Genomic DNA, 24,614 nt, shown 5'->3' on the forward strand with positions numbered 1-24,614 from the left:
ATACCGAATCCAGCACCGTGGGGCGCCAGCCCCGCGGTGCACTCATTCTGAACAGGACGGACCTTCCATGCATGACCATTCTGAAGACACTCTAATGCCCGCTGCACCCGCCGGGCTGGGAGACGACACGATCGGCGGACGAATTTCGCTGGCACGCGACGCGACAGGCATGACGGTTGAGCAGATTTCCAGCCTAATCGGCGTGACGACCGAAACGTGGACCAATTGGGAAAATGACCGCTCCGAACCCCGCGCCAACCGTCTCGACATGCTGGCACGCATCCTCCAGGTCAGCATTGCTTGGCTTATCGACGGTTGGGGCAAAGGTCCGATGGAAGCGAAGCAAGACCCGACATTCAGCGAAGAATCCTGAGACCGTAAGACTCGTGAAGATAAGGGGGTTGTCTGTCAGAGCCTGACAGGCCCTCGACAATCCGAAATGCAGGGTTGTCTCCCAAGAAATGCGAAAATGTCAGCGCAGACATCCGTACAGCAGATGAGCGCGGAAACTCCAAAATTCCCGCCACCGACGCAATCAGCTTGCCACAATCACCTATCGGCGGACTTTTGACACGGTCTGCGGGAATTTTGCGACAGATCGACAGCCAAGTGGCCGGTAGAGCCGACGCAGAGGAAGGCGCCATCGGCAAAGCCCTGTGCGACCCAATTGTTATGCGCTACCATGAACTCCGGTGCGGTGGCGCGGTTTTCCGAAAATTTCAGGAGTGTGACGAACATCGGTGCTCCTTGGTCAGTTGGATGGGGGAAGGTTCGGCAAGGTCGCCAGCCAGTGCTCCATTTCGGCCACCTCGCTGCGGATGATAGTTTCGGCGCGAAACGCCGTGGCCATTACCGCCACGCCTTGCAACCGAGCAAGAAGATGCAGCGCTTTCAAAGGCCATCTGCAACTATAGCGATGACCAATTGAAGGTCCAGAATTGCCCGTTTGAAAAACAAGATGTGACTGATTGATACGAGACCGGAAAGAGGCCGCATGTCAGATGGCTGCATGAGCTATGTGAAACATCACGCAAGCGCTGTTGACGCGCGCGTTCATTGATCGTGTTAACTGATTCAGCTGATCAAGATTGAAGCGAAAGGGGTTGCGTAGGTTGATCACCACTCAGATCTTTACGAATGAACGGATTGCAACCGGCGAGACTGGAATGGAACCGCTGCCCCTGTGATTTCGAGATTAACTGGCGATTTTTTGGTGTTGCGGCTGAGCGCGATTAAGCGTTGATTAAGAGCGCGGGCGGGGTTTTGCCTCCGACCTCGAAACGGACCACCGACGCCCCCAGCCGAAAGTGGCCGCCCGCACCTCATGCTCTAACGAGGTCTTCAGGGCATTTCGCTTTACGCTCATCGAGACTCCGAGCCAACGTCGTCCCAGGCTGACCAACTCAAGATTCCTCTTGTTGCGAGTTGAATCAGAACGGCGGAATCACTGGGCGAATGCCACCCGTGTCTCAAGGAAGTCGACCGCTGCCTCAACTCCCGGGTCCAACCTGATCGCGTCTGACAAGGCTCGCGCCCGTGCCCGCATCACAGGATCGTCCAATGCAGCCAGCGCCTTCGCCAAGGTCTTAGCGCTTAGCTTAGCGCGCTCCAATGGAGGCGGTCCTGCGCCGAGCTCTGCCACCTTCCTCCCCCAGAAGAGCTGATCGCCAAAGAAAGGAATGATCTGGGTCGGAAGCCCTGCACGAAGCCCCGCCGCTGTGGTGCCGGCACCACCGTGGTGAACGATAGCGTGCATGTAAGGAAACAGGCGATCGTGCGGCGCGGCGGCGAGGAAAAGCGCTCGCTCCTCGGTTTGGCCCGTGCCGATTGCCCCACCGCCGCTTGCGAGCACGCCTCGCTTTCCGGACATCATGAGTGCCTGGAGGATCATGTTGGTGACAGCCTCAGGGTGCAGCCCCGGCATGCTTCCGAAGCCAAAATAAACAGGAGGAGGCCCATCATCCAGAAACCGCGCAAGTACGGGGTCGGGGGCCCAATCAGGCTCATCTAGAAACCAGTAACCGCTGACAAGAACATCACTACTCCAGTCGTCCGGCTTGGGAAGCACCGCCGGACTGTAGGCATAGATCGTCCCAGCCGGCGCTAACGCCCTATCGGCAGGGGTACCGAAGACGCGCGCTCGCCAAGTCTTCAGGTCCCGACCAAATATCAGGCCGACCACTTTCAGCGCCAATACATGGCTCAGTCGATTGAAGGGGCCCAGTGACGAAAACGGAAGGAGCGGGCTTGGAAAGGCGTTCGTCGGCGTCAATCCCGGTACTGGAGACGCAAGAACATGCGGGATCCCAAGCGCTCTGGCCATATCCGGAGAAACAAGTGACTTCGGATGGTAGACAATGATATCTGGCCTGAAGCTCCATATCGCTTGCCATTCCTGATCAAACAGCTGCATCATCAAAGGGCGAATGTGCTTCAACAGTTTCAGCCCACCGCTGAAGTCCTTGCCGCCAGCAATCGCAGCCTTTCCCTCTGGCGTATCGAGCAGTGCAAGAAACTCACCGGGCAGAGCGACATAGGGAATGCGGTGTCGTTCAACGAGACCCTGGAATTGCACGGGTGCGGCGAGCTGTACGTCGTGCCCGCGGGCCAAAAGTGCCAAGGCAAGCGCAAGATAAGGCTGGACATCACCACGAGATCCGAGCGTCTCGATTGCAACACGCATGTGTCCTCCATGCAGAACGTTAGAGGCATAACTTAATCATACAAGAATTCACGGCTAGCGATCTGCCCAACATCAAGGCTCTCATTGATGCGACCGAACTCTTCCCGTCTTCGAGCTGGATGAAATGGTGCAACAATTCCTTGGCGGCAACGAGGCTGGGAATTATGGCTTTTGCTCGCGAACCCTCAGTCGGTTGGACGAGCCTTTGTTGCGCCCGAAAAGCTCACCGATGGCACCTAGAATTTGTACCTGCCGCAATGCTTCCAGATCAACCGGGGAGCGGTTTCGGCGCTCAACTTGTTGCAGATGCCGAGAAGCGCGTCAGAAAGATCGGCGCACGAATTCGCTGGTCAAGACATCAGGTTTTGGAAGCCGGCAGCGTTTTCACCGGCTTCCAACGTCAACATCGTCTTGGTGCAACTCACATCTGGTGGCCAAGCGTCATCCCTGACGATGCCAAAGCCATCCACACCGCCATCGCAATCATCATCAGGTTCTCGGTCAGGGAAATGAACCCCAGCGGCACGTTGCTCGAGCCACCGACGCAGGCGCATTTCAATTCGCGCTTGTCGATATAGACCGCCTTGAAAACCGAGATCGCACCGACGCCACCGATGAACAGCGCAACCGGGATCGAGAGCCAGTTCGCGATACCGGCCACCATCAGAACGCCTGCCAGCCCTTCGGCATATGGATAAATGTAGCTGTAGGGCACCCAGCGCTTGGCGAGCAGGTCATAGTTCAAGAACATGGTGGCAAAGGATTCGACGTTCTGCAGCTTGAGCATGGCCAGAACGACCATGGAGAAAGCGATGAACCACTCCAGGGTCCGGACGGTGAACGGCGTGCCCAAGGCGGCGTAGCTGACCCCCATTGCCATCAACGCAGTCAGCACAAACAACACGATGACGGGGCGGTAAGTGGTTGCCTTCGGATCGGACACTGGCTTTCCAAAGTAGCGCCGCAGATCATCGTAGCCGCCGACGCGGGCACCGTCGATGAACACCTGCGGTGTCGTCTTGACGCCGTGCTCTTCCTTGAACGCATCCGTTTGCGCGCGTGTTTTCAGGTGGCGATCATCCACCTCGTATCCCGACCGTTTGAGCAAATCCTTGGCCTTCAGGCCATAGGGGCAGGTATGCTCCGCGGTCACCATTCGGTAGAGGATGGCTTTCTTCACTGCGGTCGATGGGTTGGTTCTGTCCAACATTTCACGTCTCCTTTGGCTTGTGAAACAGTTGGCAAGACCATACGTTCCGTACCATGGTACGGAGTCAAGCCCCATGGATATGACAATTGGAAAATTTGCAGCGGCTGGTGGTGTCGGTGTGGAGACGGTCAGATTCTACCAGCGCAAAGGCCTTCTGGCGACACCCAAACGCCTGGACGGTGGCAGGCGTTACGGCAGTGAGGATTTCAGGCGACTTCAGTTCATCCGCCAGGCCCAGACCGCAGGCTTCACGCTGGAGGAGATAGGAGAACTCCTCGAACTCGATGCCGGTGACGACAGGGAGCGGGCACGCGAGGCCGCAAACGCGCGGCTGATCGCGCTGGAAACGCGGATCGCAGAACTCAACCGCACCCGCGACGCGCTCCAGCGCCTGGTTGCAGAGTGCTCATCCGGCAAAAGCGGCCCCTGCCCTATCCTCCAGTCGTTTGGACTGTAGCCGGTAAAAGCAGCAGCTCCTGTCAGTCCGGTTTGAATGACTGATAGACATACATCTCACCGCCATCGCGCGGAATTGCGATGACGTCGTAGGGTTCCGGCGACCCGCCCATGCCGAGCGAACCCAATGGCATCCCTGCGACTGCAAGCCCGGTGAGGGGCGGTCGTTCATCGAGCAGCCTTCTCACCGCATCGATCGGCACATGTCCCTCCAGGAAATAGCCGTCAACCTCTGCAGTGTGGCAGGCTCGCACGGAGGGCGGCACCTTGAGGCGTTCCTTGACCTGATCCATGTCCGGTTCTGTGACAGTGCGAACTGAGAAGCCGACCTTGCTGAAAGCATCGCCCCATGACGCGCAGCAGCCACAATTGGGATCCTTGTGTAGGATAACTGACGGCACTGAGGGGAAGCCGGTGGCGGGTGCCAGAGCCACCGTGACAGCCCCAGCCAAAAGTTCTCTGCGTCTCATTCTCTCTCCTGCGACGTTCGGTGAGCCCCCCAAAAATGAAGGGAGATGCCCCGGCAGGGCTCCAGACAGTTGATGACCTGATCTTGGCAACGCGATGGTGTGACATCTTTGCCGCAAGTCAATGATCCTGCCACTCTCCGTCGCGCGCTTCCAAGATTAGAACTTCCCCTGCGCGGTGGTCCCGTCCGGGGTGATCACTTGGATCGCGCCCCTGACACCCGGATTGACCGGAACAGGCGAAGTCCCCGTGAGGCGGTTGTCATCAGCAGCAGAGAGCGCAAAACGCCTGATAGCGCCATCGATCAACAGGATTGCATTGCCTGTGTGGCCGGCCGCAGAGACGGGCTGGTCGGCAGCGTCAAACAAATAGACCGTCACTTCCGTCGTTCCTCTCGCCACGAGTTCGACATGGTGGTTTGCGCCTGCGTCAACCTTCAGCCCGCCGTTCGGCCCAGGGCGTGGTGCGTGGGCATAGGTGGGTAGAGCTGTCATGACAAAGACGAGGGGAAGGGCGAGCAGACTGCGGCGCATGGAGTTCTCCTGGTAGGACTTAAAAGGCTTCAATGGTTTGTGTGGGCGTTCCGGCGGCTTGCCCCACGTCCCTCACCCGACTGCGAGCCTGCTCGACGAGGCGCTCCAATGGCTTGCGGCCGTATTTCAGGAACAGCGTCGGTGTGAGAAGCGTGTCGAGTACGGTCGCTGTGACCAACCCCCCGAAGATCGTGATCGCGACCGGGTGGAGGATTTCCTTGCCAGGTGCGGTCGCATCGATCATCAGCGGGATCAGGGCGACACCCGCAGACAGGGCCGTCATCAAGACCGGGGTCAGACGTTCCAGTGAGCCCCGCACGACGAGTTCCTTGCCGAACGGCAGATCTTCCTGGATCGCCAGGTTTATGTAATGGCTGATCTTCAGGATGCCGTTTCGGGTCGAAATGCCCGTCAGCGTGATGAAGCCGATCATCGAGGCGACGGAAAGCGGCTGGCCCGCAATCCAGAGAGCTGTGACCGATCCGATCAGCGCAAGCGGCACGCTCGCCATGATGATCGAGACGAAGAGCACAGAGCGATAGCGCGAATAGAGGATCGCAAACACCATCGCCAGCGAGATGATCGAGAGAAGACCGATGGTCCTCATCGATTCCTCCTGCGCCTGGAAGGTCCCTTCAAGGCTGACGAAGAAGCCGGGTGGCAGGGTCGAGGTCGCGATCACCTTTCGGATCTCGGCAATGACCGTGGCCATGTCGGCTTCGCCGTCGGTATTGGAAAGGACCACGACGCGACGCTTGCCGTTTTCACGAAGGATCTGGTTGGGCCCATCCGTCTCGCGGACTTCGGCGATCTGGCTGACGGGGATCCAGCCTGCAGGCGTTTCAATGAGGAGATCCGATAACCCCTTGGTGCTGCGGGTCTCGTCCTCGAGACGCAGCACGACATCGAACCGCTTGTTGCCGTCGACGATGCGGGACACGATCGTCCCGTTCGACAGGCGCTCAAGCTGCTCGGTGACGGCCGCCGGCTGGATGCCATAAAGCGCCGCGCGGCGGTAATCGACAATGACCTCGAGATGCGGGATACGCACCTGCTTTTCGACCTGAAGATCGACAATCCCCGGGATCTCCGCCAGCTTGCCACGAAACTCTTCTGCAAAGCCGCGGATGCTGTCGAGATCTTCGCCGAAGATCTTGAGGGCGATCTGGGCACGTACACCCGACAGCATATGATCGAGGCGATGCGAGATCGGCTGGCCGACATTGGTGGCGACGGGCAGGACCGAGAGCCGCGAGCGGATATCGGCAATGATCTCATCCTTGGACCGACCGTCTGCAGCGAGCGCCACTTCGATTTCGGAGGAGTGGACGCCCTCTGCATGTTCGTCGAGCTCGGCGCGTCCCGTGCGACGACCGACTTGCTCGACCTCGGGCACTTCCATGATCAACCGCTCTGCGATCAGGCCGACCCGATGGCTCTCGGCAAGCGAGATACCCGGGTTAAACAACATGCTAATCGTCAGTGTCCCCTCATTGAAGGGCGGCAGAAACGATCGCGGCAATTGGGTGGCAAACAGAACCGCTGCCACGACGCCTGCGACCACGGTCGTCATCAGGATCTTCGGATGGCGGAAAGACCAGTCGAGCAGCCGACGGTTGGCGCGTTTGAGAACCCGCACGACCACGCCCTCATGCTCATCGAGACGTTTCAGGCCCGGCAGCATGTAATAGGCCATGACGGGGGTCAGCGTGATCGAGACCACGAGCGAAGCGAGGATGGAAATAATGTAGGCTTGGCCGAGCGGCGCGAAGAGCCGTCCCTCGATACCCGAGAGCGCAAACAGAGGCACGAACACGAGCACGATAATCATCGTTGCATAAACAATGCCGGAGCGCACTTCCTGGCTCGCGGAGACGACGACGTCGAACACCGATCGCGGATTGCCCTTTTCCCGGTTCTCCCGAAGTCGCCGGAAAATGTTCTCGACGTCGACGACGGCATCATCGACCAATTCGCCGATGGCGATCGCCAACCCGCCAAGCGTCATCGTATTGATCGACAACCCGAGCAGGTGAAAGACGATAGCGGTCACCAGAATGGAAACCGGAATGGCCGTCAGCGAGATCGCCGTCGTTCGGGTATTCAGGAGGAAGACGAACAGGATGATCGCAACGACGACAATTGCCTCGCCTAACACCTTCTGCACGTTGCCGATCGAGGTTTCGATGAAATTGGCCTGGCGGAACAGGACCTGATCGGCTTTTACGCCCGCAGGCAAGGTTGCGCTGATTTCGCTGAGGGCGGCCTCGACCTCACGGGTCAATTTTACGGTGTCGATATCAGGTTGCTTTTCCACCGACACGATGACGGCAGACTGCCCCTGATAACCGGCATCCCCGCGCTTCAGCCGCGGTGCAAATCCGACTTCGGCGACCTGCCGCAGGAGAACCGGCTGGCCATCGACACTGGCCACGACCACACTTGCGAGATCCTCGATCTTCTGTGTGCGGCCGACATTGCGGATCAGGAACTCCCGGCTGTACTGGTCCGTGAACCCGCCCCCGGTGTTGGAGCCGAATTGCGAGAGAGCCTGCTCGATCTGTTCGAAGGACACGCCAAAGGTCCGCATGGCGGCGGAGTTCGGCGATACGCGATACTGGCGAACCTCGCCCCCGATCGGGATGACCTGTGCAACACCGGGAATGCTCAGGATGCGTGGACGGACAGTGAAATCGGCCAGTTCCCGCAACTCCATGGCCGAAATTGTTTCAGGCCCGGTCACCGCAATCAGCATGACTTGGCCCATGATCGAATTGATCGGCCCCATCTGCGGCACCACATTGGCGGGCAATTGGGGCTGCACGAGTGACAGGCGCTCGGCGATCTGCTGGCGGTTGCGATAGATATCCGTGTCCCAGTCGAACTCGACATAGATAATCGAGAGACCGACGCCCGATGTCGAGCGGACGCGGCTCACACCGGGTAGGCCGTTCATCTGGGATTCGAGCGGATAGGTGACGAGCTGCTCGACTTCTTCAGGTGCAAATCCCTCGGCTTCCGTCATGATCGTGACGGTCGGCCGGTTGAGATCGGGGAAGACGTCGACGGGCAGCCGTATGACCGTAAACGCTCCGTAGATCATCAGGACGGCGGCAATCGCTAATACGAAGAGGCGGTTCTTGAGTGACTGGGTGACGAGAAAATTGAACATCGGAGCCTCAGCGGATCTGGTTCAGGAGTTCGGCACCCTGTGTGACGATGCGCTTTCCGGCTTCGATCCCGGACACGATGAGAAGACGGTCGCCGTCCAGCGGCTCGGTGCGGACCTCCCTCGGCACGAAACGTTCCGCATTCGTGTGTTCATAGACAAGCGACTGGCCGTTCGAAGCACGGAGCACGCTGGTGCGTGGCACCGCGATCCCGTTGCGCTCGTCGGTGGTCGATGACAGAACGGTCAGCAACTGCCCGGCACGGATACCTTCTGCCTGGCCCTCGACGCTGAAATGGATCGGGATCGCCTGATTGCGATCCGCAAGCCCGCTGCCGCGATAGGAGAGAGAGGCGGTTGTGCCATCCATGAACTTGCCGCGCGCGGCTCCGGTGACGGAATGCGCGTCGAAGCTCAGTGCTTCTACCCAGTAACGGCTTGGATCGATGATCTGGAAGATCACGGTATTGGGCTCGGCAATCTGTCCGGCAACGGCCTGGGCCGCAGCGATAACGCCTGATACGGGTGCGGTCAGTTTTTCAGCCGCCGTCGGCGCCTGCTCCAGATTGGCGCGCCGCGCCTTGAGGCCCTGGAGCTCAAGCGTTGCATCCTCGATTTCGGCGCGCGCCACCACCGATTGAAGCCGCTCGAAGCGCTGCAGCTTGCGTTCGACCAGCATGATTTCCTGATCGAGTTCGCGGGCCTGCTGCTGCTGGCTCGTCAAGTCAGCGGCACTGAGCGAGGGCTGGACCAGCGCCAGCACATCGCCAGCGGCGACACGCGTGCCGAGTTGGGGGAAGCCGCCGGGCGGCGGTAGAAGCCTTCCCGACACGGATGCCTGGACATAGCCGGATGTCGTCGGATCGGGAATGATGCGTGCCGGCAACTCGACGGTACCAGCATGGGCGGCCTGTTCCGTGAAGAGTGTCCGGATAGCGAGGATGCGCTGGGTTGTCTTCGGGACAAAGATAGAGCCATCGGCAAAACGCTGGGCGACATCCCGTTCGGCTGCTCGCGCCGTGGGTGCTGCTGGACTGGCGGCCTCCGACTGCGGTGCCCCGGCAAGCAGGAGGGCTGCCGCGATCGCAACCACAGATCCGGCAGGTTTACGGCGACGGAAGAGTGCAGCAAGGAGAAGCCCAACCACGATACCGCCACCACCGACGGCCCACAGTGTCATGTCCTGTCGCTGCAGCCGCGCACCCACGTCCTGCGCAAAAGCCGAACTGATCAGGAATCCATCAGCAGCAGCCACTGGCACAGCGGTAGTGGCCATCTCGGGGATCACCATTGTGACTGTCAGGACATCGAAGATGTCTTTGGACATCACGGTAATGGCAAGATCATACGAGCCGGAATTTGTCAGCCATGGCGCATTCGCCACATAGGTCCCCTCGCCCGCAGCTTCTGCCGTCAGAGTTCCCGAAGGGCCATCGATTTCAAGTATCGCACCGTCGACCGGTTCGTTGCCCTTGAACCTGTCGAGGAAGATTTCCAGCCGCTCTCCGCGTGCCACGGCAACCAACTCGAGATCGGCCGTCGATGCGTCGGCCCGCGGTGCGATCGTGGTGGAGACAGGCGGAGGCGGAGCGCCGTGATCATGGCCCTCATGGGACGCAGCGGAGGATGCTGCAAGTCCCATGACAGAAAGGCAGATTCCAGCAAGAACAGAGGCGAATCGGTCGACCATCGTAACCCTGAGCAAAAGTTGATTTGCTTCGGTGTAGCCGCGCCTCTTTGTCCGTCGATGTCCCGATTGTTACAGAATGTTTCAGGATGGTTTTGCCCCGTCTTTTGGAAGGCCGACACTGACGACCAGCCCTCCTGCTTGACGGTTCTCCAGGCGAAGCGTACCGGAATGCCCGTCAATGATCGCCTTGGCAATCGGGAGTCCGAGCCCGAAACCGCCTGTCTCGAGATTTCTCGATGGCTCAAGCCGGACGAAGGGCGAAAGGGCTCGTTCAATATCCTCGGAAGCGATGCCGGGGCCTTCATCACTGATTGTGACTACAACGTCAGACTGCCGATCGATGACCTCGACCCGCGCCCTCTCGCCATATTTGAGTGCGTTCTCGATGAGATTGGAGAAGGCTCGCTTCAGCGCTAGCCGACGCCCCATCACGATCGCGTGAGCGGCTCCTGAGAGTTCTACGGATGCTCCACGGTCGACCGCATCGTCGACAAGAGTTTCAAGAATGGTAACAACGTCAATCGGCTTCACTTCCTCGTCGCTGCGGTCTCCGCGCAGGAAAGATAGCGTCTGATCGAGCATTCGCTCCATCTCCGCGAGGTCCCCCGCCATAGCATCGCGCGCGACACCATCGGCCAGGTCCTCGGCTCTGAACCGCAGTCGTGTGATCGGCGTCTTAAGATCATGCGAAACGGCTGCAAGCGCCTGGGTCCTATCTTCGATCAGTCGCTCGATGCGCCGCTGCATGTCGTTGAAGGCGACAGCCAGTTCAACCACCTCCCTAGGACCGGTTTCCGGAACGGGAACGACAGTCTTGCCACGATAGAAATCCTTGGCCGCAGAAGCGACAGCAGTCAGGGGGCGTGTGAACCAGCGCACCAGAAGCATGGACACAAAAATTGCTCCCACAGCCATCAAGGTCGTCGAAACGAGCATCCCTCCTGGCGGCGGCACTTTGCGATCCCAGGACACGAGGTTGACGTTGATCCATGAAGCGTCTGGCAGCTTGATCGACACGACTGCCAAATGCGGATCGTCGCTCGCCTGGTTGTCCGGTCCGATGATGAGACCATCCTCGGCAATTTCTGGAGCAATCGCTCGAAGGTTACGTCGAAGCGGCTCCCAGATCTCCGCACCGTTTCCGCCTGCAACCGCATAGGGTGTGGAGCCCCAGTGGGCGTCGATCGACCCGCCGGAGAAGTCGTGCGCTACATTCTCGCGCTCATTAGGGGGCGCACGCATGACGGATCGCTTGATGGTGAGAAGCTGGTCAGCGAGCCGCACTTCATTCGCCAGGTCCAATTCCTGTTCCAGGCTCTGATGATAGGTGAACAGACTGCCGAAATGGACGAGAGAGATGCCGAACAGGACAACAAGCGCCGTCCGCAGTCTCAGGCTGTCGATCGACCGCCACCAACGTTGAAGACGTGTTTCGTGACGAACATCAGGCACGGACGACATCCGTCGCAAAGAGATAGCCCGCGCCTCGTACCGTCTTGATGAGGTCTTCGCGTCCGTCGAGCTTGCGACGCAGGCGGCTCACCTGGACGTCGATAGACCGATCATAGCCTTCGATCGCACGATTGCGGGCTGCGTCCAGCAGGAACTCCCGACTAAGAACGCGTTGTGGCGCTTCGAGAAACGCGAGCAGCAGGTCATATTCGCCCGTTGAAAGATCCACGACCACGCCGCTCGGTGCGGTCAGCTCGCGCTTCAGGCTATCGAGAACCCATCCCGCGAACGCAAAGCTTCGGCCGCCGCGTTCCGCCGTAGGATGCCCAGTGGTCCGCGTGCGCCTGAGAACCGCCCCAATCCGCGCAAGCAGTTCGCGCGGATTGAAGGGTTTCGGAAGATAGTCGTCCGCTCCGACTTCAAGGCCGATGATGCGATCCGTCTCGTCGCCTTTTGCCGTGAGCATGATGATCGGCACAGAGGAAGTGCGGCGGAGTTCACGGCACAGCTCCAAACCGTTCTTGCCCGGCAGCATGAGATCGAGCACGATGAGATCAACCGACATGCGTTTCAGGGTCTCGGCCATCTCGACACCGTTTCGCGCCGTGTGAACGCGAAAGCCGTTTGACCTCAGGAACTTGGCGACCAGGATCAGGATTTGACCGTCGTCGTCCACAATCAAAATTTCGGCTGAGGCATCCAATGCTGTTCTCTCCCCAGCTTCGCCTGCTGTGCAGTCTCAGGAACTAGCAGAGCGACGTGCAGCACTATGTGTCGCGAAGGTAACAGATTGTTTCAAGAGCAGAAGCTCCAAAATCAGCACGATCGCAGTGACTGGCGCGCGCGCCGACACTTTCAGAGGCAAACTTGCACCATGGATTGGACAGTGAAACATTCAATCCCGCGCTGCCGGAGCTGATCGAGCAAGGTCAGCAGATGAAGCGTTGAGCGCCCGACACGCCATGGTCACCGTAAATCAGCGTGCAGCCGGCTTGTTTGAGCGCGTCAACTCCCAGCACTTCGGTCTGATCGCAATCCGACCCCCCGCAGTAAATCCCCAGTTATATCGATTGCCAGAATTACAATGACGTTCTGCGCGACGTCAGAAGAAATAAGCGCCATCCGCGCCCGCTCGTCCGCTTGGCTAAGCGCGGCTTCGCTACCGCGTTGAAATGCAATGGCAATCAATACCGGCTCTTCGCCCCCTTCGGACTTTTCGGGATTTTCGGCCTGACAGCCCAAAGAAAGACACTAAGCATCTGCGCACGACAAAACGCCGGTCGCATCGGCACCACCGATTCAGGAATTGCATCATGGCATTTATCAAGCTGGAAGGCACAGCCTCGAAAATACGCACCGACACATCGGTGAGCGGTTCGATCAGCCGTGGCAAGGGCAGCGTGTCCAGCACAACCACTATGAACTTCTTGCTCGATGGCAAGGCGGTTTACGCCCAGTTTGGCGAGTCGATGTCCATCAATGAAGGCGATCGCGTCATTGTCGCCGGTGCTCAAAAATCAAACGGCCTGAATGCCCTTGCCTACAATAACCTGACCAACGGCACTTATGGCGAAGGCGGCAGGCTCGCACGGCTTGTTGGATACGTCCTCATCGGCCTGGGCATCGTGCTTGGGCTTCTGGTCCTGCCTCTGTTGCTGATTCCCATCGGCATATGGGTCTGGTGGACAGGACAGCGTGCCAAGAACGCGCTGGCCATTTGCAGGCAGGTCACGACCGCCGAGGCCGCCGTTCCAAGCACTCTCTGACCAATTCGCTCGTTTTCTATTACCCTCATAATCAGGAGATAACTCTATGAGAATCATCAAGACTTTGTCCCGTTTTGCGGTTGCCCTGCTGGCAACGGCTGCTCTTAGCGCTTGCTCAACATCCGGGAGCAACACATCATCGGAAGGCAATGGTTCGGTCACTGCTACAAAGAGTGCGGCGCAACGCGAACGCTTGTCTGCTGCCGAAGTTGTCAGCCTCTATACCGGCAAGACCGCTCGCGGTTCTGGGCATTCCACCACATACAAAGCGGATGGGACTTGGTTCAACAATAGCGGCGCCACAGGGCGCTGGAGGGTCAGCGGGGATGGAGCGCTCGTCATGACGGGTGGATTGAGCATGAGCCTCCAGGTCTTCCGCGATGGCAATCGCTATTACCACCGCAATGCAAGCTCCGGCGCAGGCGGCTATTACACGCTCGGATAAACGACGATTGCAATGTCCATGAACATCTGCCGGGCAGCGCTGCTGTCCGGTTTCACACTTATTGGCTATCAAGCTTTTGCAGATCAGGAGGATTTCGCCTCTTCCTTTGCTGGGCTTGATTTCGACATCAACGCCATCCATCTCGCTCTACCCGTCGAGCAGAGCCTCAAGGCGTACGACCCCGGTTTCTAATTCAAAAAGGGGAATTGGAACGACAGCCAAGGCGAATTCGTGCGGGTAGATATGGGCAGCCAAGCATTCGGTTGCAGCACCTGAGCTTTAACGCATTGTGCCGTGCTCCTCGCAAGCCTCCTGGAAATGACGATGAAACAAACCGCATTCAACCTCTCACTCCTGGTCGCCAGCGCGGCAGCACTTTTGATCATGAGCATGTTACCCGCCTGGGCAAACTGGCAGGCGCGCAACGACACAAAAGGTTCGATCAGCGCTCAGGCCTGCCTTTCCGGTTCGCCCCGCCTGTGCGTAAAGCTGCAATGCTTTGCGTGGAAAGATGGCGGTGTCTATTGGAATATAGATGCGCCCGAACCGGATTATTCCGCCGAATCCACATCCGTGAGTTGGACAATCGATGGGCGGACGCTGATGCACTTGGAAATGCGTAAAGGCTGGGCAGGTGACGGTATCCAAACCTATGAGGCCGATTTCGACGAGACTGCGCATCAAGGATTAGTCGGCAGCCTTAAAAACGGAAAGCGGTTGACGGTGAGCAGCGATCAATTCGTTCCTTTCACCGTATCACTGCGGGGATCGGGCACGGCATTGAGCCAGGCAATGGCGGATTGCCCGCTGACCAATGCGGCAAGCAACTTGCCCCTCCCAACGGCCCCCACTGAATCATTTGATCAGCCTTTCGATGCCGTCAAAGCTCTCATGGTTGCTCAGGGCTGCAAGGCCACCGAGACAGAGATCTTCGACGCCATCACCAATGGTGGCTTCGGCATATGGGATGCCAACCAGTTCATTGTAACCGCCTCCGAAAACGGCACATTGGTCCTTCTCGACAAAACGGACGGCATACACAAATACCGGTTGGGCGCATGCCCATGACGTTTTCGTCTATTCGACGTTGATGGTGACGGAATCCCCATAAAGGAGGAACTGCTCCAGGCCGGACTGTGTCGCGGTGAGCACGACACCCCGTGCGGGTGTTGGCCCACCACACGCGCGGCTGTACCTCTTGCCTTCTCCGCCATCCGACCATGTGCCGATCGGCAATGACGGCAATTTCGATTGCGTGACCTCCCAATTAGGAGCCCGTTCACCGCAATCGCTTCGTGCGCCATGAATGACACTCGATTCACCCACCCGCAATGACACGGCTTTGCGGTATTCGACATCAATGGCGCGAATCCCCTCCGCCGAGATGTAATAGCCGGAATTGAGAAGATAGGCGCCAGCACCCACAACGGCCAGGACCATCACCATCGTCACGCCGCTCACCCATCGGGTGCTGTAGATCGCAGTGCGTATGGCACGGTCGCCATCTTTCTCAACCGACAGGACGGAGGGCTCAGCGGTCTCATCACCTGTCCGTTTACGGGCTTCGCCATAGAGCTTGTTCCACCGATCGAGCAAGCCGTCACGTCCTTGCAGCTCAATCGCTTTAGATAAGGCCAGAAAATTCTTCCGGCTGGGGATGTGAACACCGCGCCGCCAGTTGGCAAGGTTCTTCAAGGCGGCATCATAGTTCGCCTGCCCGTTATTGTTGGTCACTGTGCAAAAAATGCTGGCCAGGCGTGCATTATCGAAATGCCCTTGTTCGGCACAAAGCGCGTCAAACAGTTCGTGCCATTTATCGAATTTTTCCCATTGCTGCCTTGGCATTCGGCAAGCCCCCTTGCGTTCTCACCCTCAGATAGAAACGGGCATATGTCTATCCGCCTGAATCTCAAAGGCAATCAACGCCAAAAACTTCCACCTTTTCCGAAATTTCGGAATTTTCAGCCCATATTGGTCTCTAAAGTCCCCGGAATATCCTCTTCTTCATCGCGCAGGGCTTTGCGCAAGGTGAGCAAAAAGACTTCGAACCCTTTGGCGATATCTTGTCGCTTCGCAACGTCGCCGAGCATTGTGTGCGCAGTGGCGATATCTGCGTTCGAGAGGTCAAGCGGCTTACCAAACTTGACACCGCGCCGTTTGGCGGCTCCCATACCGGCCTTCGTCCGCTCGCGGATTGTCTCGCGCTCGAACTCGGCCAGAGCCGCGAAGGATATGCAGATAAGACCGCCCGCCTGAGCTGGTTGTGTTGATTTGCTCGTTCACAGAATGCGGCCATGGTGGAAGAAATGAGCGCTGCCGGCGCGGCTTTGGCCAGCGAAAGTGCAACCCTTCAGGGCTTGCTTTATGGCGCCTGTCTGACCTCACTGCCGATGGCAATATTGTGCCAGTAAGAAAGATGGCGTGAGTTGACCGGCCACCCGATATCTTCAAGCGGGCCGGACTGCACAGCCGTCTGCGGCGCGTTTGACGAAATGGTGGCCTCGAACCTAGGCCCACAATTGCAAATGGAGTCAAACTTCTGCTCGGGCGATCCCTCGGGCCATCGCAGCGATCAGGTCAGTTCTGGTGACGATACCGATGAGCTTGCCATATTCCAGAATGGGTACGGCATCCACATCTGTATCGCCCATCAACGGCAACAATGCTCCCAGCGGCGTGGTCGCAATAGCGCGGGGGACCGTGACACTCATGATGTCGATTGCGAGGACTGGTTTATCCCTTTCGGGATCGATCAGCCTGCGCAGAGCGGGGATGAGACCTCGATCGAGACGAAGTGCGTCTTCTCTTGCGCGGCTGATGAGATGCATCTGGAAGATAATGCCGAGAAACCGCTGCTTCTCATCAACGACGGGTAGCGATGTGAAACGATGACGCCGGAAGAGATCCGCGACCGTGCCCAAATCTGTGTTTGCCTTCACAGTGATCAGGTTCGAGGACATGATGGCGCCCGCAGTTGGAGTGCCGGGCCGGTGAGCTGCTGCCTGGAGCTCTGCGGCACCGATCAGGCGCGCCAAATCTTCAACACCGAGATTGAATGACTGTCGATAGCGCTGAAGGATATCGCTCAGCTCAACCTCGGTAAGCCCCAGCCGTTCGACGGCGATCCTGTCGGCAGTGCCATGCCTGTTCGGCTGGTCGAATTGACGAAATGGATAGCGACGCCCTGTCAGACTGGAATAGGCCATCGCAATCAGGACAAGGCTCGCCGTGCCCGTCGCAATTGGCGCAAGCGCAAACCAGAAACCGAGACGCTCCACGGCCTCTGGGCTCATTGCAGCCGTCATGGCGACAGCCCCTGCCGGCGGATGCACAGCTCGCAGCATGAATGTCACGGCAATCGCCAGAGCGACGGCAACGGCGATCCGCAACGTCGGTTCGTGAATGAACAGCGAGATTGCCACGCCAACGAGAGCAGCGGCCGTATTGCCGATGACTGCAGACCATGGCTGAGCAAGCGGACTGTTGGGAACCGCGAACAGGAGAACGGCACTCGCGCCCAGCGGTGCGACGAGGTAGAGGCCGCTTTCAAGATCAATGCCCGGAGACAGCAAGAAATAGCCGGTCAGCCAAAGCCCGATGAAAGCTCCAAGGCCTGCGCGCATGGCTTCCATTGGAGCCGTGCCAGTGACTGCTGGTCCGAGAGAACGTAAGAACTGCAATTGACTGATCCCGATCGATTGAAAGCGCAAACTTTCAGCAAATGATCAAAATTTCAACATGTAACTGGGGACATTGAGGGCAGAGGTCGGGGTCGACGGCAATGGAAGCGTTTGCCGAGGACACAGAGGACCTGTGATCGAGACCCATGGCCTATAACCCGCCCGTCGCGGTCTACGATGCCTGCGTGCCCTATCCCTTCCACCTGTCCAACGTCATTTCCAGTGCATCTTCGACGGTCTCGTCGAGGCTTTCCTGGACCAATGATATACAGGATGAGTGGATGCGCCCGTGAGTTACGCTTGCGATAGGTTGTAGACGCTTGCGGCAAGCTCTTGCGAGCGATCGCAATGCAGGGCCTACTGTGTTTTATGCGATCAACAATTCGCGGCACAGGCCGTAGGACGTTCAGAATCTTGTCGCTTGTAGCCTTAGCTTTTGCCCTAGGCTTTGCAGGATACCTCTTTTTGGCGGCTGCGCCGGAGGGCAGGTCTCTCGCTGCGCCGCGGACGGGGACCGCAGCAAAGCTTGCCGCGAAGGGGGCGGCAGTCTTTGCTGGCGGGGGGTTCGGCGGCATTTCTCAAACGTCGCTAGAAACCAACGCCGTGCCGTTCAAGCTCATCGCGGCAGCGCTGATGATGGACGAACAGGCGCGCGATCCCACGGCGTCAACTGATCTTGCAACGCTGAGGCGGGTGATGCGGCGCTTCGGCTTCCTATATCCGGAGATCGTCGATGGCGCCCCCCCTGGAATGCGCCTGCCGCTCGCGGAGAAGCCGCTGGGCATGACCCACGGATTCATCGCGCCAGTCGGCGGAGCGAGGGTCGAGGTGGCCAATCTGGGCTGTGCGGCGTGCCATGCCGGGGTTGCCTATTCGGCGGACGGGGCCCCGCAGCCAGGCCGCGCTGTGCTTGGGATGCCCAACACGTCGCTGGATCTCGAAAGCTACACCCAATCGATCTTCACCGCGCTGCGCCGCCATGCAAGCGACCCCGCCTTATTGGCAATGGCCGACACGCTGTTTCCGCAAATGAGCTGGCAGGAGCGCGCCTCGCTCCGCTGGATCGTTCTGCCGCTTGCGCGCGGCCGTCTGGCGACACTGGCAGACGCAGCGCGCGCGCTTGCGTTCCCAAACGGTCTGCCGGGGGCGACCAATGGCGTCGCCGCGCTCAAGTTCCAGATGGGAACGCCGCTTCTGGGGGACGGGGCGGGAGATCGTGGGTTCGTCTCGATACCAGACCTCGGCTTGCGCCATCATCGCAGCCGCCTGCTCGTCGATGGGGCCTATGCCACCCCGTCGGGAAAGGCCGATCCGCACGAACTCGCCGTGATCACCAGTTTCTTCACCGTGCCGAGCATGGGGGTGACGCCAGAAATGGCCCGGCGGCATATTCCCGAGGCCGAGGCAATCTTCGCCTGGCTCACTGACTATCGCCCGCAAGCCTATCCCGGTTCGATCGACCGGGCGGCGGCTGAACAAGGAGCGGCGCTCTATGCCCGGGGCTGCGCATCGTGCCACGGCAGTTTCGATTGGAACGCGGGCGTGCCTCGGCTCGCCAGCTATCCCGACTGGATCGGCGACGTGGGGACCGATCCGCTGCGCGCGCAGGCTGTCGACTCCGGACTTGCCGAGGCGATCCGCAAATCTGCCTACGGCACGGCAATATCGCTGACGAACGGGCAAGGCTACGCGGCCCCACCACTTGCCGGGGTTTGGGCCTCGGCGCCCTATCTCCACAACGGCTCGGTCCCAAGCCTCGCCGCGCTGCTCGAACCGCGTCTGCGCCCGGCGCGGTTCATGGTCGGCGGGCATGCGCTCGATTGGCAAAGCATGGGCCTGCGGCTGACCCCGGAGGGCCGCTATCCACCGGACTATACGCCTTTCTCGGAACCACAATGGATCGATACCACAGAGCCCGGGCTGGGCAATGGCGGTCATGTCTATGGCAGTGAGCTCACTCAGGAGGAGCGGCAGGCGCTGATCGCGTTCCTCAAACTGCTTTAGTCTAGCAACACTTCGGCAAGCGGCAGGCGGGCGCGGGGGAAGGGACGACCGTCGCGTCTGCCGATCCGCAAAGCGGTTACCAGCCGGCGGTCGACGCCAATCCCGTGGGCGGCGCAGATGGCTGCAGCCGCCGCCGGGTCATCGGCGAGGGCGGCCAGGACATTGCCCCCCAAGCCGGTTGCATCGACCTCCAGCCACAGCCGGTGAAAGGCGCGTCCGCTGTCGAACGGGTTCTCGTCCGCAGCGCGGTGAAACAGCACGACGGCGGCCGCGTTGCCAAAGCCCTTGGCCTCGGCCAGCAAGGCAGGCGCGACGCCAAGCGCTGCGAGTGGGCGAAACAGCGGCCCCAGCACCGCACCCGCGCCCAAAGCCTCGATCGCCGAAAGCTGCATCGCCGCCGCATTCAGCCCGTCGCGCGCCCAATCAGGATGACGCGGGCTCAGACGCATCCAGTGCCGCAACTCGGCACGGAAGCCGTCGCCGAGGATGATCGCATAGCTCGCGCGGTCATATAGCGCGGCAGCGGCGGCGATGGCCACGGGATCGCAAACGACCACCCGGTCTTCGCCAAGAAGCGCTTGTGCCGCGGCAAGGTCCTGCGGCGATGGCGGGAGGAAGGGCCCGCGCCACGATGCCCGTGCCTTCAGCACCGCCAGCAGCGGATCGGGCTCGGCGCTCGGCACGAAGGTCAGCCGCGCCACCGGCCTCAAGCCACCCGCCGCCTCACCGTCGAGCCGCTCGACCCGCGTTGCAAGCCCTGCGGCCGAGGCAGCGATCGCCGCACCCTCTGCTGCCGCACCAAGGCTGATCGCGGCATCATTGCCTCGGGGATCACCGACTGTCAGGCGCCGTGCTGTGTCTTCCAGCAAAATCAGCGCTTCGCCATCGATCCGCCAGCGCGCGGGCTGGACGTTATGGACGCTTGGCGCAGCCATTGCCGCAGCGACCAGGGAGCGGAGTCCATCGGCGTTCATGCGATATCCTTGCGGAACAGGTGCAGCTTGTGGAGCCATCGGCCGTTCATCTTTTCGACTTGCCTGCGGCTCGCCGGGTTTTCGTCGGCGATCCAGGTCCCGCCGATCGTCTCGTAACCTGCAGCGCGCACCCGTCCGAGGGTCTCGGCCAGCATCGCGCTCATGATCCCCTGACCGTGTGCCGCTCGGGCGACCGAATAGAAGATGATAACTGCGCGCTTGCGGTTCATCCGGTATCGCAGGAAGTGCCACGGCGTCGTCAGTCCGACCCGTGAACGGGTCGCCTTGAGGAAGCCGTTCAGGTCCGGGATGGCGATGATCACCCCCACCGGCACCCCATCCCGCTTCAGCACCGAGGACAGGCGTGGATCGAGGATCGTGCTGAGCTCTCCCGCCTGGAACTGGAATTCCTCCGGTGTCAGGGGCACGAACATGGGATTGTGATGGAAGCCGTCGTTGAGCAGCAGTCGTGCTTCCTCCATACGTTCGAGGAAGGTCCCCTTGCGGATCGGGGCAAAGGTATAGCGCGCGCGATCGAGTGCTGCAGGCGGGGGGTTAGGGCGAGCAAGGTCGATCTCGAAGGTGGTCATGGGGAAGAAGGCGGAAAAGCCGTTCGCCTCGAGCAGTCCTGGCAGCCAAGGCGGGCCGACGATCATATCGGTATAGGCGGTCTCCTCGAACCCCCCGGTCATCACCCCGCATTGCTGCATGGCTGTCAGGTTGAAGTTGCCAACCAGCTCTGTCATCCCCTGGTCGCGTGCGAAGCCTTCGGCGGCATCCAGCAGCATCCGGGCTGCTTGCGGGTCATCGGCACAGTCGAAGAAGCCGAATTGTGCTCGGCTCCCGCCCCAGCGCTCGTTCGACTGGCGGTGCAGGTGGGCGATGATCCGTCCCACCGGCATTCCGGCGCGGTGCACCGTCCAGAAGCGGAAGGGACTACCTGCCTGCCATAACGGGTTCTTCGCCGGGTCTAGCATCCGCATCAAGTCCCCCCGCATCGGCGAGACATAGCCGATTTGTGGCGGATAGGCGTTGAACGGGGCGTCGAAGAAGGCTTCGCGGTCGCCTTCGCGCAAGGTGAGGTTCATGGGATACGCTCCAGCAGCCGAGCAACGATGGTAAGTTCCCGCGTCAGCCGCGCTTCGTCCAGCGCGCCGCCCGAGATCGCGAGAAACCGTAGCGAAGGCGCCGGAGAAAGGCGAAGCAGATGGCTGGCACCATAGCGGGCCAGCAGTTCGCGCGCGGCGCCGGTCAGGGTCTCGTTCGCCGGATCGCGCGTCGCGGTCACCACGGGCCGAGCAGCGAGCGCGATCACAAGGTCTTCGGGCAGATCGGAGAGTGCCTCTGCGGTCACCATCACAGCATTGGCAAGCAAAGGGTGCGCCGCTAGTATTGCGGCTTCATCGGGCGCAGCGCGGGCGATGGGGCCGAGGAGCCCCTCGCCGCGTGAAGGGGTGTCGGCGAAACGTTCAGCCAGCAATACCAGCGCCGCTGCGGCACTCGCCGTCGCAGCAAGCGCGGAAGCGAGCGGGGCGGAGCCGCCCGTAAGATCCACGGCCAGCGCGACCAATGCGCCCGCTCCGGCCAGCATCAGCACATCGGTAAGCAGTCTGAGCGGGCGGCTAGCCACACCGGCAAGGAGAGAGCAGGCGAGCACAAAGACGAGCGCCGCGAAGGGACCTCCCCGGAACGGCAGATCGGGGAAGGCCCAAGCAAAATCAGTCGCGAGTAATGGCAGAGCCAGCGCGAAGGCGAGCGCAAGCATATCCACCGCGTGCCGCTCTGCCAGCGATACCGAACCACGCTGCGCCCACAGGTGCAGGAGCGTCGCCACGACAACCGTTGCCTGAAACAGCGCGAGCGCGATCAGAGCGGGGCCGGCCCAGACCAACTGGAAGATGATCGCCAGCAGCGAGAATGCACCTGCCCCCGTGAGCGCAACCAACTTAACGATGCGAGGCGCATGTCGGCGGACCATTTCCTCGGCAAGGCGCAAGGTAACAAGCGGCAGCCACGCCGCCACCACCATGGTCGCCGCAACCACAACCGCTGAAGGCTGCGCCAGCCCAATGAGTCGCAGAGCGAGCAGGAGCGCGATCATGGTCAGCAGGCGCGCAAGATGTCCTGCCACCCCGCCCCCGCGCGCGGCCGCTGCCACCCCGACGCGCGCCACCAGCGCGGCGACTAGTCCAATGGCCGTCAACAGGGCGCCCATCGCCGTCATGCCAGGAGCTTTGCCATGAAACGCCTGACCAACATCCGCTTTGCAAAGGCAAGCGGCGGCGGCAGCGGCCGCTCAACCCGCGGGGCATGGGGGTTGAAGAAATAGCCCCGGCAATCAGTACCGCCGGGCCTCCCGAGGATCTGCCGGATTGCCTCTTCCGCCATCAGAGTGCCGGCCATCGTTACCATGGTCGCAAAGCTGAAGCGCGAACGTTTGCCAGCCGCGACCTGGCCCGCGACCTCGAGATCGACATATTTGTGGCTTGAAGAATGCACCAGCACATACTCGATCTCCTTCATCAGACATTCCACACCCATGTCGCGGGTAATTGCCTGCCACGGCACGCCGACGGTTGGATAGCCAAGCCGCTCTTCCAGCCGTGGATCTTGCGGGCGCACTACCGTGACCGAGGGCAGAGGCGATGCATAGGCATCGATCAACGTGCGTCCGTGCGCGCGGCACTGCCGGTAGAATTCCGCGCCCGCCGCAGCATCATCGGTGCCATTGATCGCAACATCAGCGCGGGGGAGTATATCCGGCAGCCGATCGGCCCATTCACGCCCCAGCACTTCGATCTGCAGCTCGGGATTGATCTCGCGCGCCAGCTTTGCCGCCGCCTCAGCCTTCAGCACGCCAATGGTGTCGGCGCGGGCAAAAAGCTGGCGGTTCAGGTTCGACACCTCGAAGACGTCGAGATCAGCGATAACAAAGCGCCCGATGCCCGCGCGCACCAGCGCCATGAAGGCTGCGCCCCCCATTCCGCCAACGCCGGGGATGAAGACGCAGGCTTCGCGCAGGCGCAGCTGCTCGGCCTCGTTCACGAAACCGCGGTTGCGGGTGGTCATCTCGGCATAGGTGAAGGCGGTCAAGACATCGGTCATTTAAGGGGCCTGAGGCGGTTATAGGGACGGGTCGGGTCGAGCCACTGGATCATTGGGACCAGCACCGCGCCAGCCAGCACCATTGCCGCCTGCACGGCCAATTGCGGCAAGGCGCTTCGTGGCACGCTGCGGGCCAGGAAGCGCTGACCTGCGGCAAGATCGATCTTGCCGATCTGCAGCACATCATCGCCGCGTCCATAGTCGAGCTCTTGCTCGCAGAAGTCGTTGTATTCCTTGCGCCGGTGCTTGGCAGCCACTGCAAAGGTCTTTTTCAGGTTGTCCGATCCACCGGTATACGCATCCATGATCACCTGCCGGTCGGCATCATAGCCTGCGTCCGCGCCCACCCCGAAAGCCTGGCGGTGGCGGTGTATTATCTGATGGGCGAGATGACGATGGTAGAAGGATTGCGGTGTGGCGTCCTGCGCCGGGAAAACCTCGCTGAAGGTTTCCGCCACCATGCCGACCACCGCCGGCACCTGCGTGACACTGCTGACCCACAGCGGGCGCAAGCCCTGCCGCAGAAACAGTGCAAAGCATGTGAGACCGTAGAGAACCCACGAAAGTCCGCTGCTGCGCTCTTCGGGGTCGACCATGACCAGCCCGAGATGCAGCACAGTCTCGCGTGCGCCGCCGCGGATCACGTCGAGCTGCGGCATGGCGTTGAAGGCGATGGGCCGATCATCGGCAATGCGCGTGATGAGAGTCACGACGCTGCGATCCCAGGCCACCCCATCCTCAGCGAACAGCCCGTAATCAGGGACTTGCCCGGCCAGACAGGCGCGTGCCACCGTTTCGCAGTCCTGCTTGAGCTTGTCGAGCTCAGCGGGGGGTAGACCAGTACCGGGCCGCTCGCTGATCCACACATTGTACTCGCGCGATGGCTGAAACGAGAGCGACAGAGTTTCACCGGCAAGCGCACCAAAAAGCCGCAGCAAAATCCCCTCCACTCGGGTCGAGCCGACCCAATCTCACCTAC

At 60.4% G+C, this 24,614-nt stretch carries 23 protein-coding genes and 1 pseudogene; 8 read left to right on the plus strand and 16 right to left on the minus strand.

What is annotated here, in order from left to right; all coding sequences use genetic code 11:
- The first annotated feature begins 67 nt into the window (after nucleotides 1–67).
- Complete coding sequence (locus E9677_RS16835; RefSeq protein WP_235883004.1) at nucleotides 68–373, plus strand: helix-turn-helix domain-containing protein; 306 nt, start codon at nucleotides 68–70, stop codon at nucleotides 371–373.
- Nucleotides 374–1,444: 1,071 nt separating this feature from the next.
- Here the strand turns inward: E9677_RS16835 and E9677_RS16850 are convergent.
- The gene (locus E9677_RS16850) at nucleotides 1,445–2,683 is read right to left on the minus strand and encodes a glycosyltransferase (protein ID WP_136559235.1); all 1,239 of its coding nucleotides are present in this window, start codon (nucleotides 2,681–2,683) and stop codon (nucleotides 1,445–1,447) included.
- A 421-nt stretch (nucleotides 2,684–3,104) separates the two neighbouring features.
- Nucleotides 3,105–3,893, minus strand: coding sequence for a MauE/DoxX family redox-associated membrane protein (locus E9677_RS16855; protein WP_136559236.1), 789 nt, complete (start codon nucleotides 3,891–3,893; stop codon nucleotides 3,105–3,107).
- A gap of 73 nt (nucleotides 3,894–3,966) precedes the next feature.
- Between E9677_RS16855 and E9677_RS16860 the strand changes: the two genes are divergently transcribed.
- A complete protein-coding gene (locus E9677_RS16860) occupies nucleotides 3,967–4,350 on the plus strand; it encodes a MerR family transcriptional regulator (RefSeq protein ID WP_136559237.1) in 384 nt (127 codons plus the stop codon).
- 22 nt (nucleotides 4,351–4,372) lie between these two features.
- Here the strand turns inward: E9677_RS16860 and E9677_RS16865 are convergent, their stop codons facing one another.
- From E9677_RS16865 to E9677_RS16890, 6 genes are all read right to left on the minus strand, one after another.
- Complete coding sequence (locus E9677_RS16865) at nucleotides 4,373–4,819, minus strand: DUF411 domain-containing protein (RefSeq protein WP_136559238.1); 447 nt, start codon at nucleotides 4,817–4,819, stop codon at nucleotides 4,373–4,375.
- A 156-nt stretch (nucleotides 4,820–4,975) separates the two neighbouring features.
- Nucleotides 4,976–5,350 carry a hypothetical protein gene (locus E9677_RS16870; protein ID WP_136559239.1) on the minus strand — a complete coding sequence of 125 codons (375 nt, stop codon included), beginning with the start codon at nucleotides 5,348–5,350 and terminating at the stop codon, nucleotides 4,976–4,978.
- A gap of 19 nt (nucleotides 5,351–5,369) precedes the next feature.
- Nucleotides 5,370–8,522, minus strand: a complete 3,153-nt coding sequence (locus E9677_RS16875) for an efflux RND transporter permease subunit (RefSeq protein WP_136559240.1) — start codon at nucleotides 8,520–8,522, stop codon at nucleotides 5,370–5,372.
- 7 nt (nucleotides 8,523–8,529) lie between these two features.
- Nucleotides 8,530–10,161, minus strand: coding sequence for an efflux RND transporter periplasmic adaptor subunit (locus E9677_RS16880; protein WP_235883005.1), 1,632 nt, complete (start codon nucleotides 10,159–10,161; stop codon nucleotides 8,530–8,532).
- Between the two features lie 129 nt (nucleotides 10,162–10,290).
- Complete coding sequence (locus tag E9677_RS16885) at nucleotides 10,291–11,661, minus strand: ATP-binding protein (RefSeq protein ID WP_168801248.1); 1,371 nt, start codon at nucleotides 11,659–11,661, stop codon at nucleotides 10,291–10,293.
- Nucleotides 11,654–12,364, minus strand: a complete 711-nt coding sequence (locus E9677_RS16890) for a response regulator (protein WP_136559243.1) — start codon at nucleotides 12,362–12,364, stop codon at nucleotides 11,654–11,656. Before E9677_RS16890 ends, E9677_RS16885 begins: the two co-directional genes overlap by 8 nt.
- Before the next feature lie 610 nt (nucleotides 12,365–12,974).
- On the opposite strand from E9677_RS16890, the gene E9677_RS16895 reads away from it, so the two are divergent.
- The 4 genes from E9677_RS16895 (at nucleotide 12,975) to E9677_RS16910 (ending at nucleotide 14,940) form a co-directional block, all read left to right on the plus strand.
- Entirely contained in the window at nucleotides 12,975–13,427 is a 453-nt protein-coding gene (locus E9677_RS16895) for a hypothetical protein (protein ID WP_136559244.1), read from the plus strand.
- 46 nt (nucleotides 13,428–13,473) lie between these two features.
- Nucleotides 13,474–13,872 (plus strand): hypothetical protein, encoded by a 399-nt coding sequence (locus tag E9677_RS16900; protein WP_136559245.1) that lies wholly within the window; start codon nucleotides 13,474–13,476, stop codon nucleotides 13,870–13,872.
- Between the two features lie 12 nt (nucleotides 13,873–13,884).
- Nucleotides 13,885–14,064: a hypothetical protein gene (locus E9677_RS16905; RefSeq protein WP_136559246.1), complete on the plus strand. Its 180-nt coding sequence runs from the start codon at nucleotides 13,885–13,887 to the stop codon at nucleotides 14,062–14,064.
- A gap of 132 nt (nucleotides 14,065–14,196) precedes the next feature.
- Nucleotides 14,197–14,940 carry a hypothetical protein gene (locus E9677_RS16910; protein ID WP_136559247.1) on the plus strand — a complete coding sequence of 248 codons (744 nt, stop codon included), beginning with the start codon at nucleotides 14,197–14,199 and terminating at the stop codon, nucleotides 14,938–14,940.
- A gap of 9 nt (nucleotides 14,941–14,949) precedes the next feature.
- On the opposite strand, the gene E9677_RS16915 is transcribed toward E9677_RS16910, so the two are convergent.
- The 3 genes and pseudogenes from E9677_RS16915 to E9677_RS16925 all read right to left on the minus strand — a co-directional run bounded on the left by E9677_RS16915 (nucleotide 14,950) and on the right by E9677_RS16925 (nucleotide 17,504).
- Entirely contained in the window at nucleotides 14,950–15,717 is a 768-nt protein-coding gene (locus E9677_RS16915) for a hypothetical protein (protein WP_136559248.1), read from the minus strand.
- Between the two features lie 116 nt (nucleotides 15,718–15,833).
- Nucleotides 15,834–16,115, minus strand: a pseudogene (locus E9677_RS16920) (recombinase family protein); the annotation flags it as partial.
- 288 nt (nucleotides 16,116–16,403) lie between these two features.
- Entirely contained in the window at nucleotides 16,404–17,504 is a 1,101-nt protein-coding gene (locus E9677_RS16925; protein ID WP_205910155.1) for an HPP family protein, read from the minus strand.
- 194 nt (nucleotides 17,505–17,698) lie between these two features.
- Between E9677_RS16925 and E9677_RS25245 the strand changes: the two genes are divergently transcribed.
- Both E9677_RS25245 and E9677_RS16930 read left to right on the plus strand, forming a co-directional pair.
- A complete protein-coding gene (locus tag E9677_RS25245; protein ID WP_168801249.1) occupies nucleotides 17,699–17,845 on the plus strand; it encodes a hypothetical protein in 147 nt (48 codons plus the stop codon).
- A 310-nt stretch (nucleotides 17,846–18,155) separates the two neighbouring features.
- Nucleotides 18,156–19,556 carry a c-type cytochrome gene (locus tag E9677_RS16930; RefSeq protein WP_168801250.1) on the plus strand — a complete coding sequence of 467 codons (1,401 nt, stop codon included), beginning with the start codon at nucleotides 18,156–18,158 and terminating at the stop codon, nucleotides 19,554–19,556.
- Here E9677_RS16930 and E9677_RS16935 read toward each other — a convergent pair.
- From E9677_RS16935 to E9677_RS16955, 5 genes are read right to left on the minus strand one after another with little or no spacing between them, the layout of a single operon-like run.
- Complete coding sequence (locus E9677_RS16935) at nucleotides 19,553–20,530, minus strand: nitroreductase family protein (RefSeq protein WP_136559251.1); 978 nt, start codon at nucleotides 20,528–20,530, stop codon at nucleotides 19,553–19,555. The genes E9677_RS16930 and E9677_RS16935 overlap by 4 nt on opposite strands.
- On the minus strand, nucleotides 20,527–21,618 hold the full coding sequence (locus tag E9677_RS16940) for a GNAT family N-acetyltransferase (protein WP_136559252.1): 1,092 nt from the start codon (nucleotides 21,616–21,618) through the stop codon (nucleotides 20,527–20,529). The genes E9677_RS16935 and E9677_RS16940 overlap by 4 nt, the downstream gene beginning before the upstream one ends.
- Entirely contained in the window at nucleotides 21,615–22,754 is a 1,140-nt protein-coding gene (locus E9677_RS16945) for a hypothetical protein (protein ID WP_136559253.1), read from the minus strand. Before E9677_RS16945 ends, E9677_RS16940 begins: the two co-directional genes overlap by 4 nt.
- On the minus strand, nucleotides 22,751–23,635 hold the full coding sequence (locus tag E9677_RS16950) for a HesA/MoeB/ThiF family protein (RefSeq protein WP_136559254.1): 885 nt from the start codon (nucleotides 23,633–23,635) through the stop codon (nucleotides 22,751–22,753). Before E9677_RS16950 ends, E9677_RS16945 begins: the two co-directional genes overlap by 4 nt.
- On the minus strand, nucleotides 23,632–24,573 hold the full coding sequence (locus E9677_RS16955; protein ID WP_235883007.1) for a hypothetical protein: 942 nt from the start codon (nucleotides 24,571–24,573) through the stop codon (nucleotides 23,632–23,634). The genes E9677_RS16950 and E9677_RS16955 overlap by 4 nt, the downstream gene beginning before the upstream one ends.
- Between the last annotated feature and the right edge of the window lie 41 nt (nucleotides 24,574–24,614).

The organism is Peteryoungia rhizophila (genome assembly GCF_004912145.1).
Classification (GTDB): domain Bacteria; phylum Pseudomonadota; class Alphaproteobacteria; order Rhizobiales; family Rhizobiaceae; genus Allorhizobium; species Allorhizobium rhizophilum.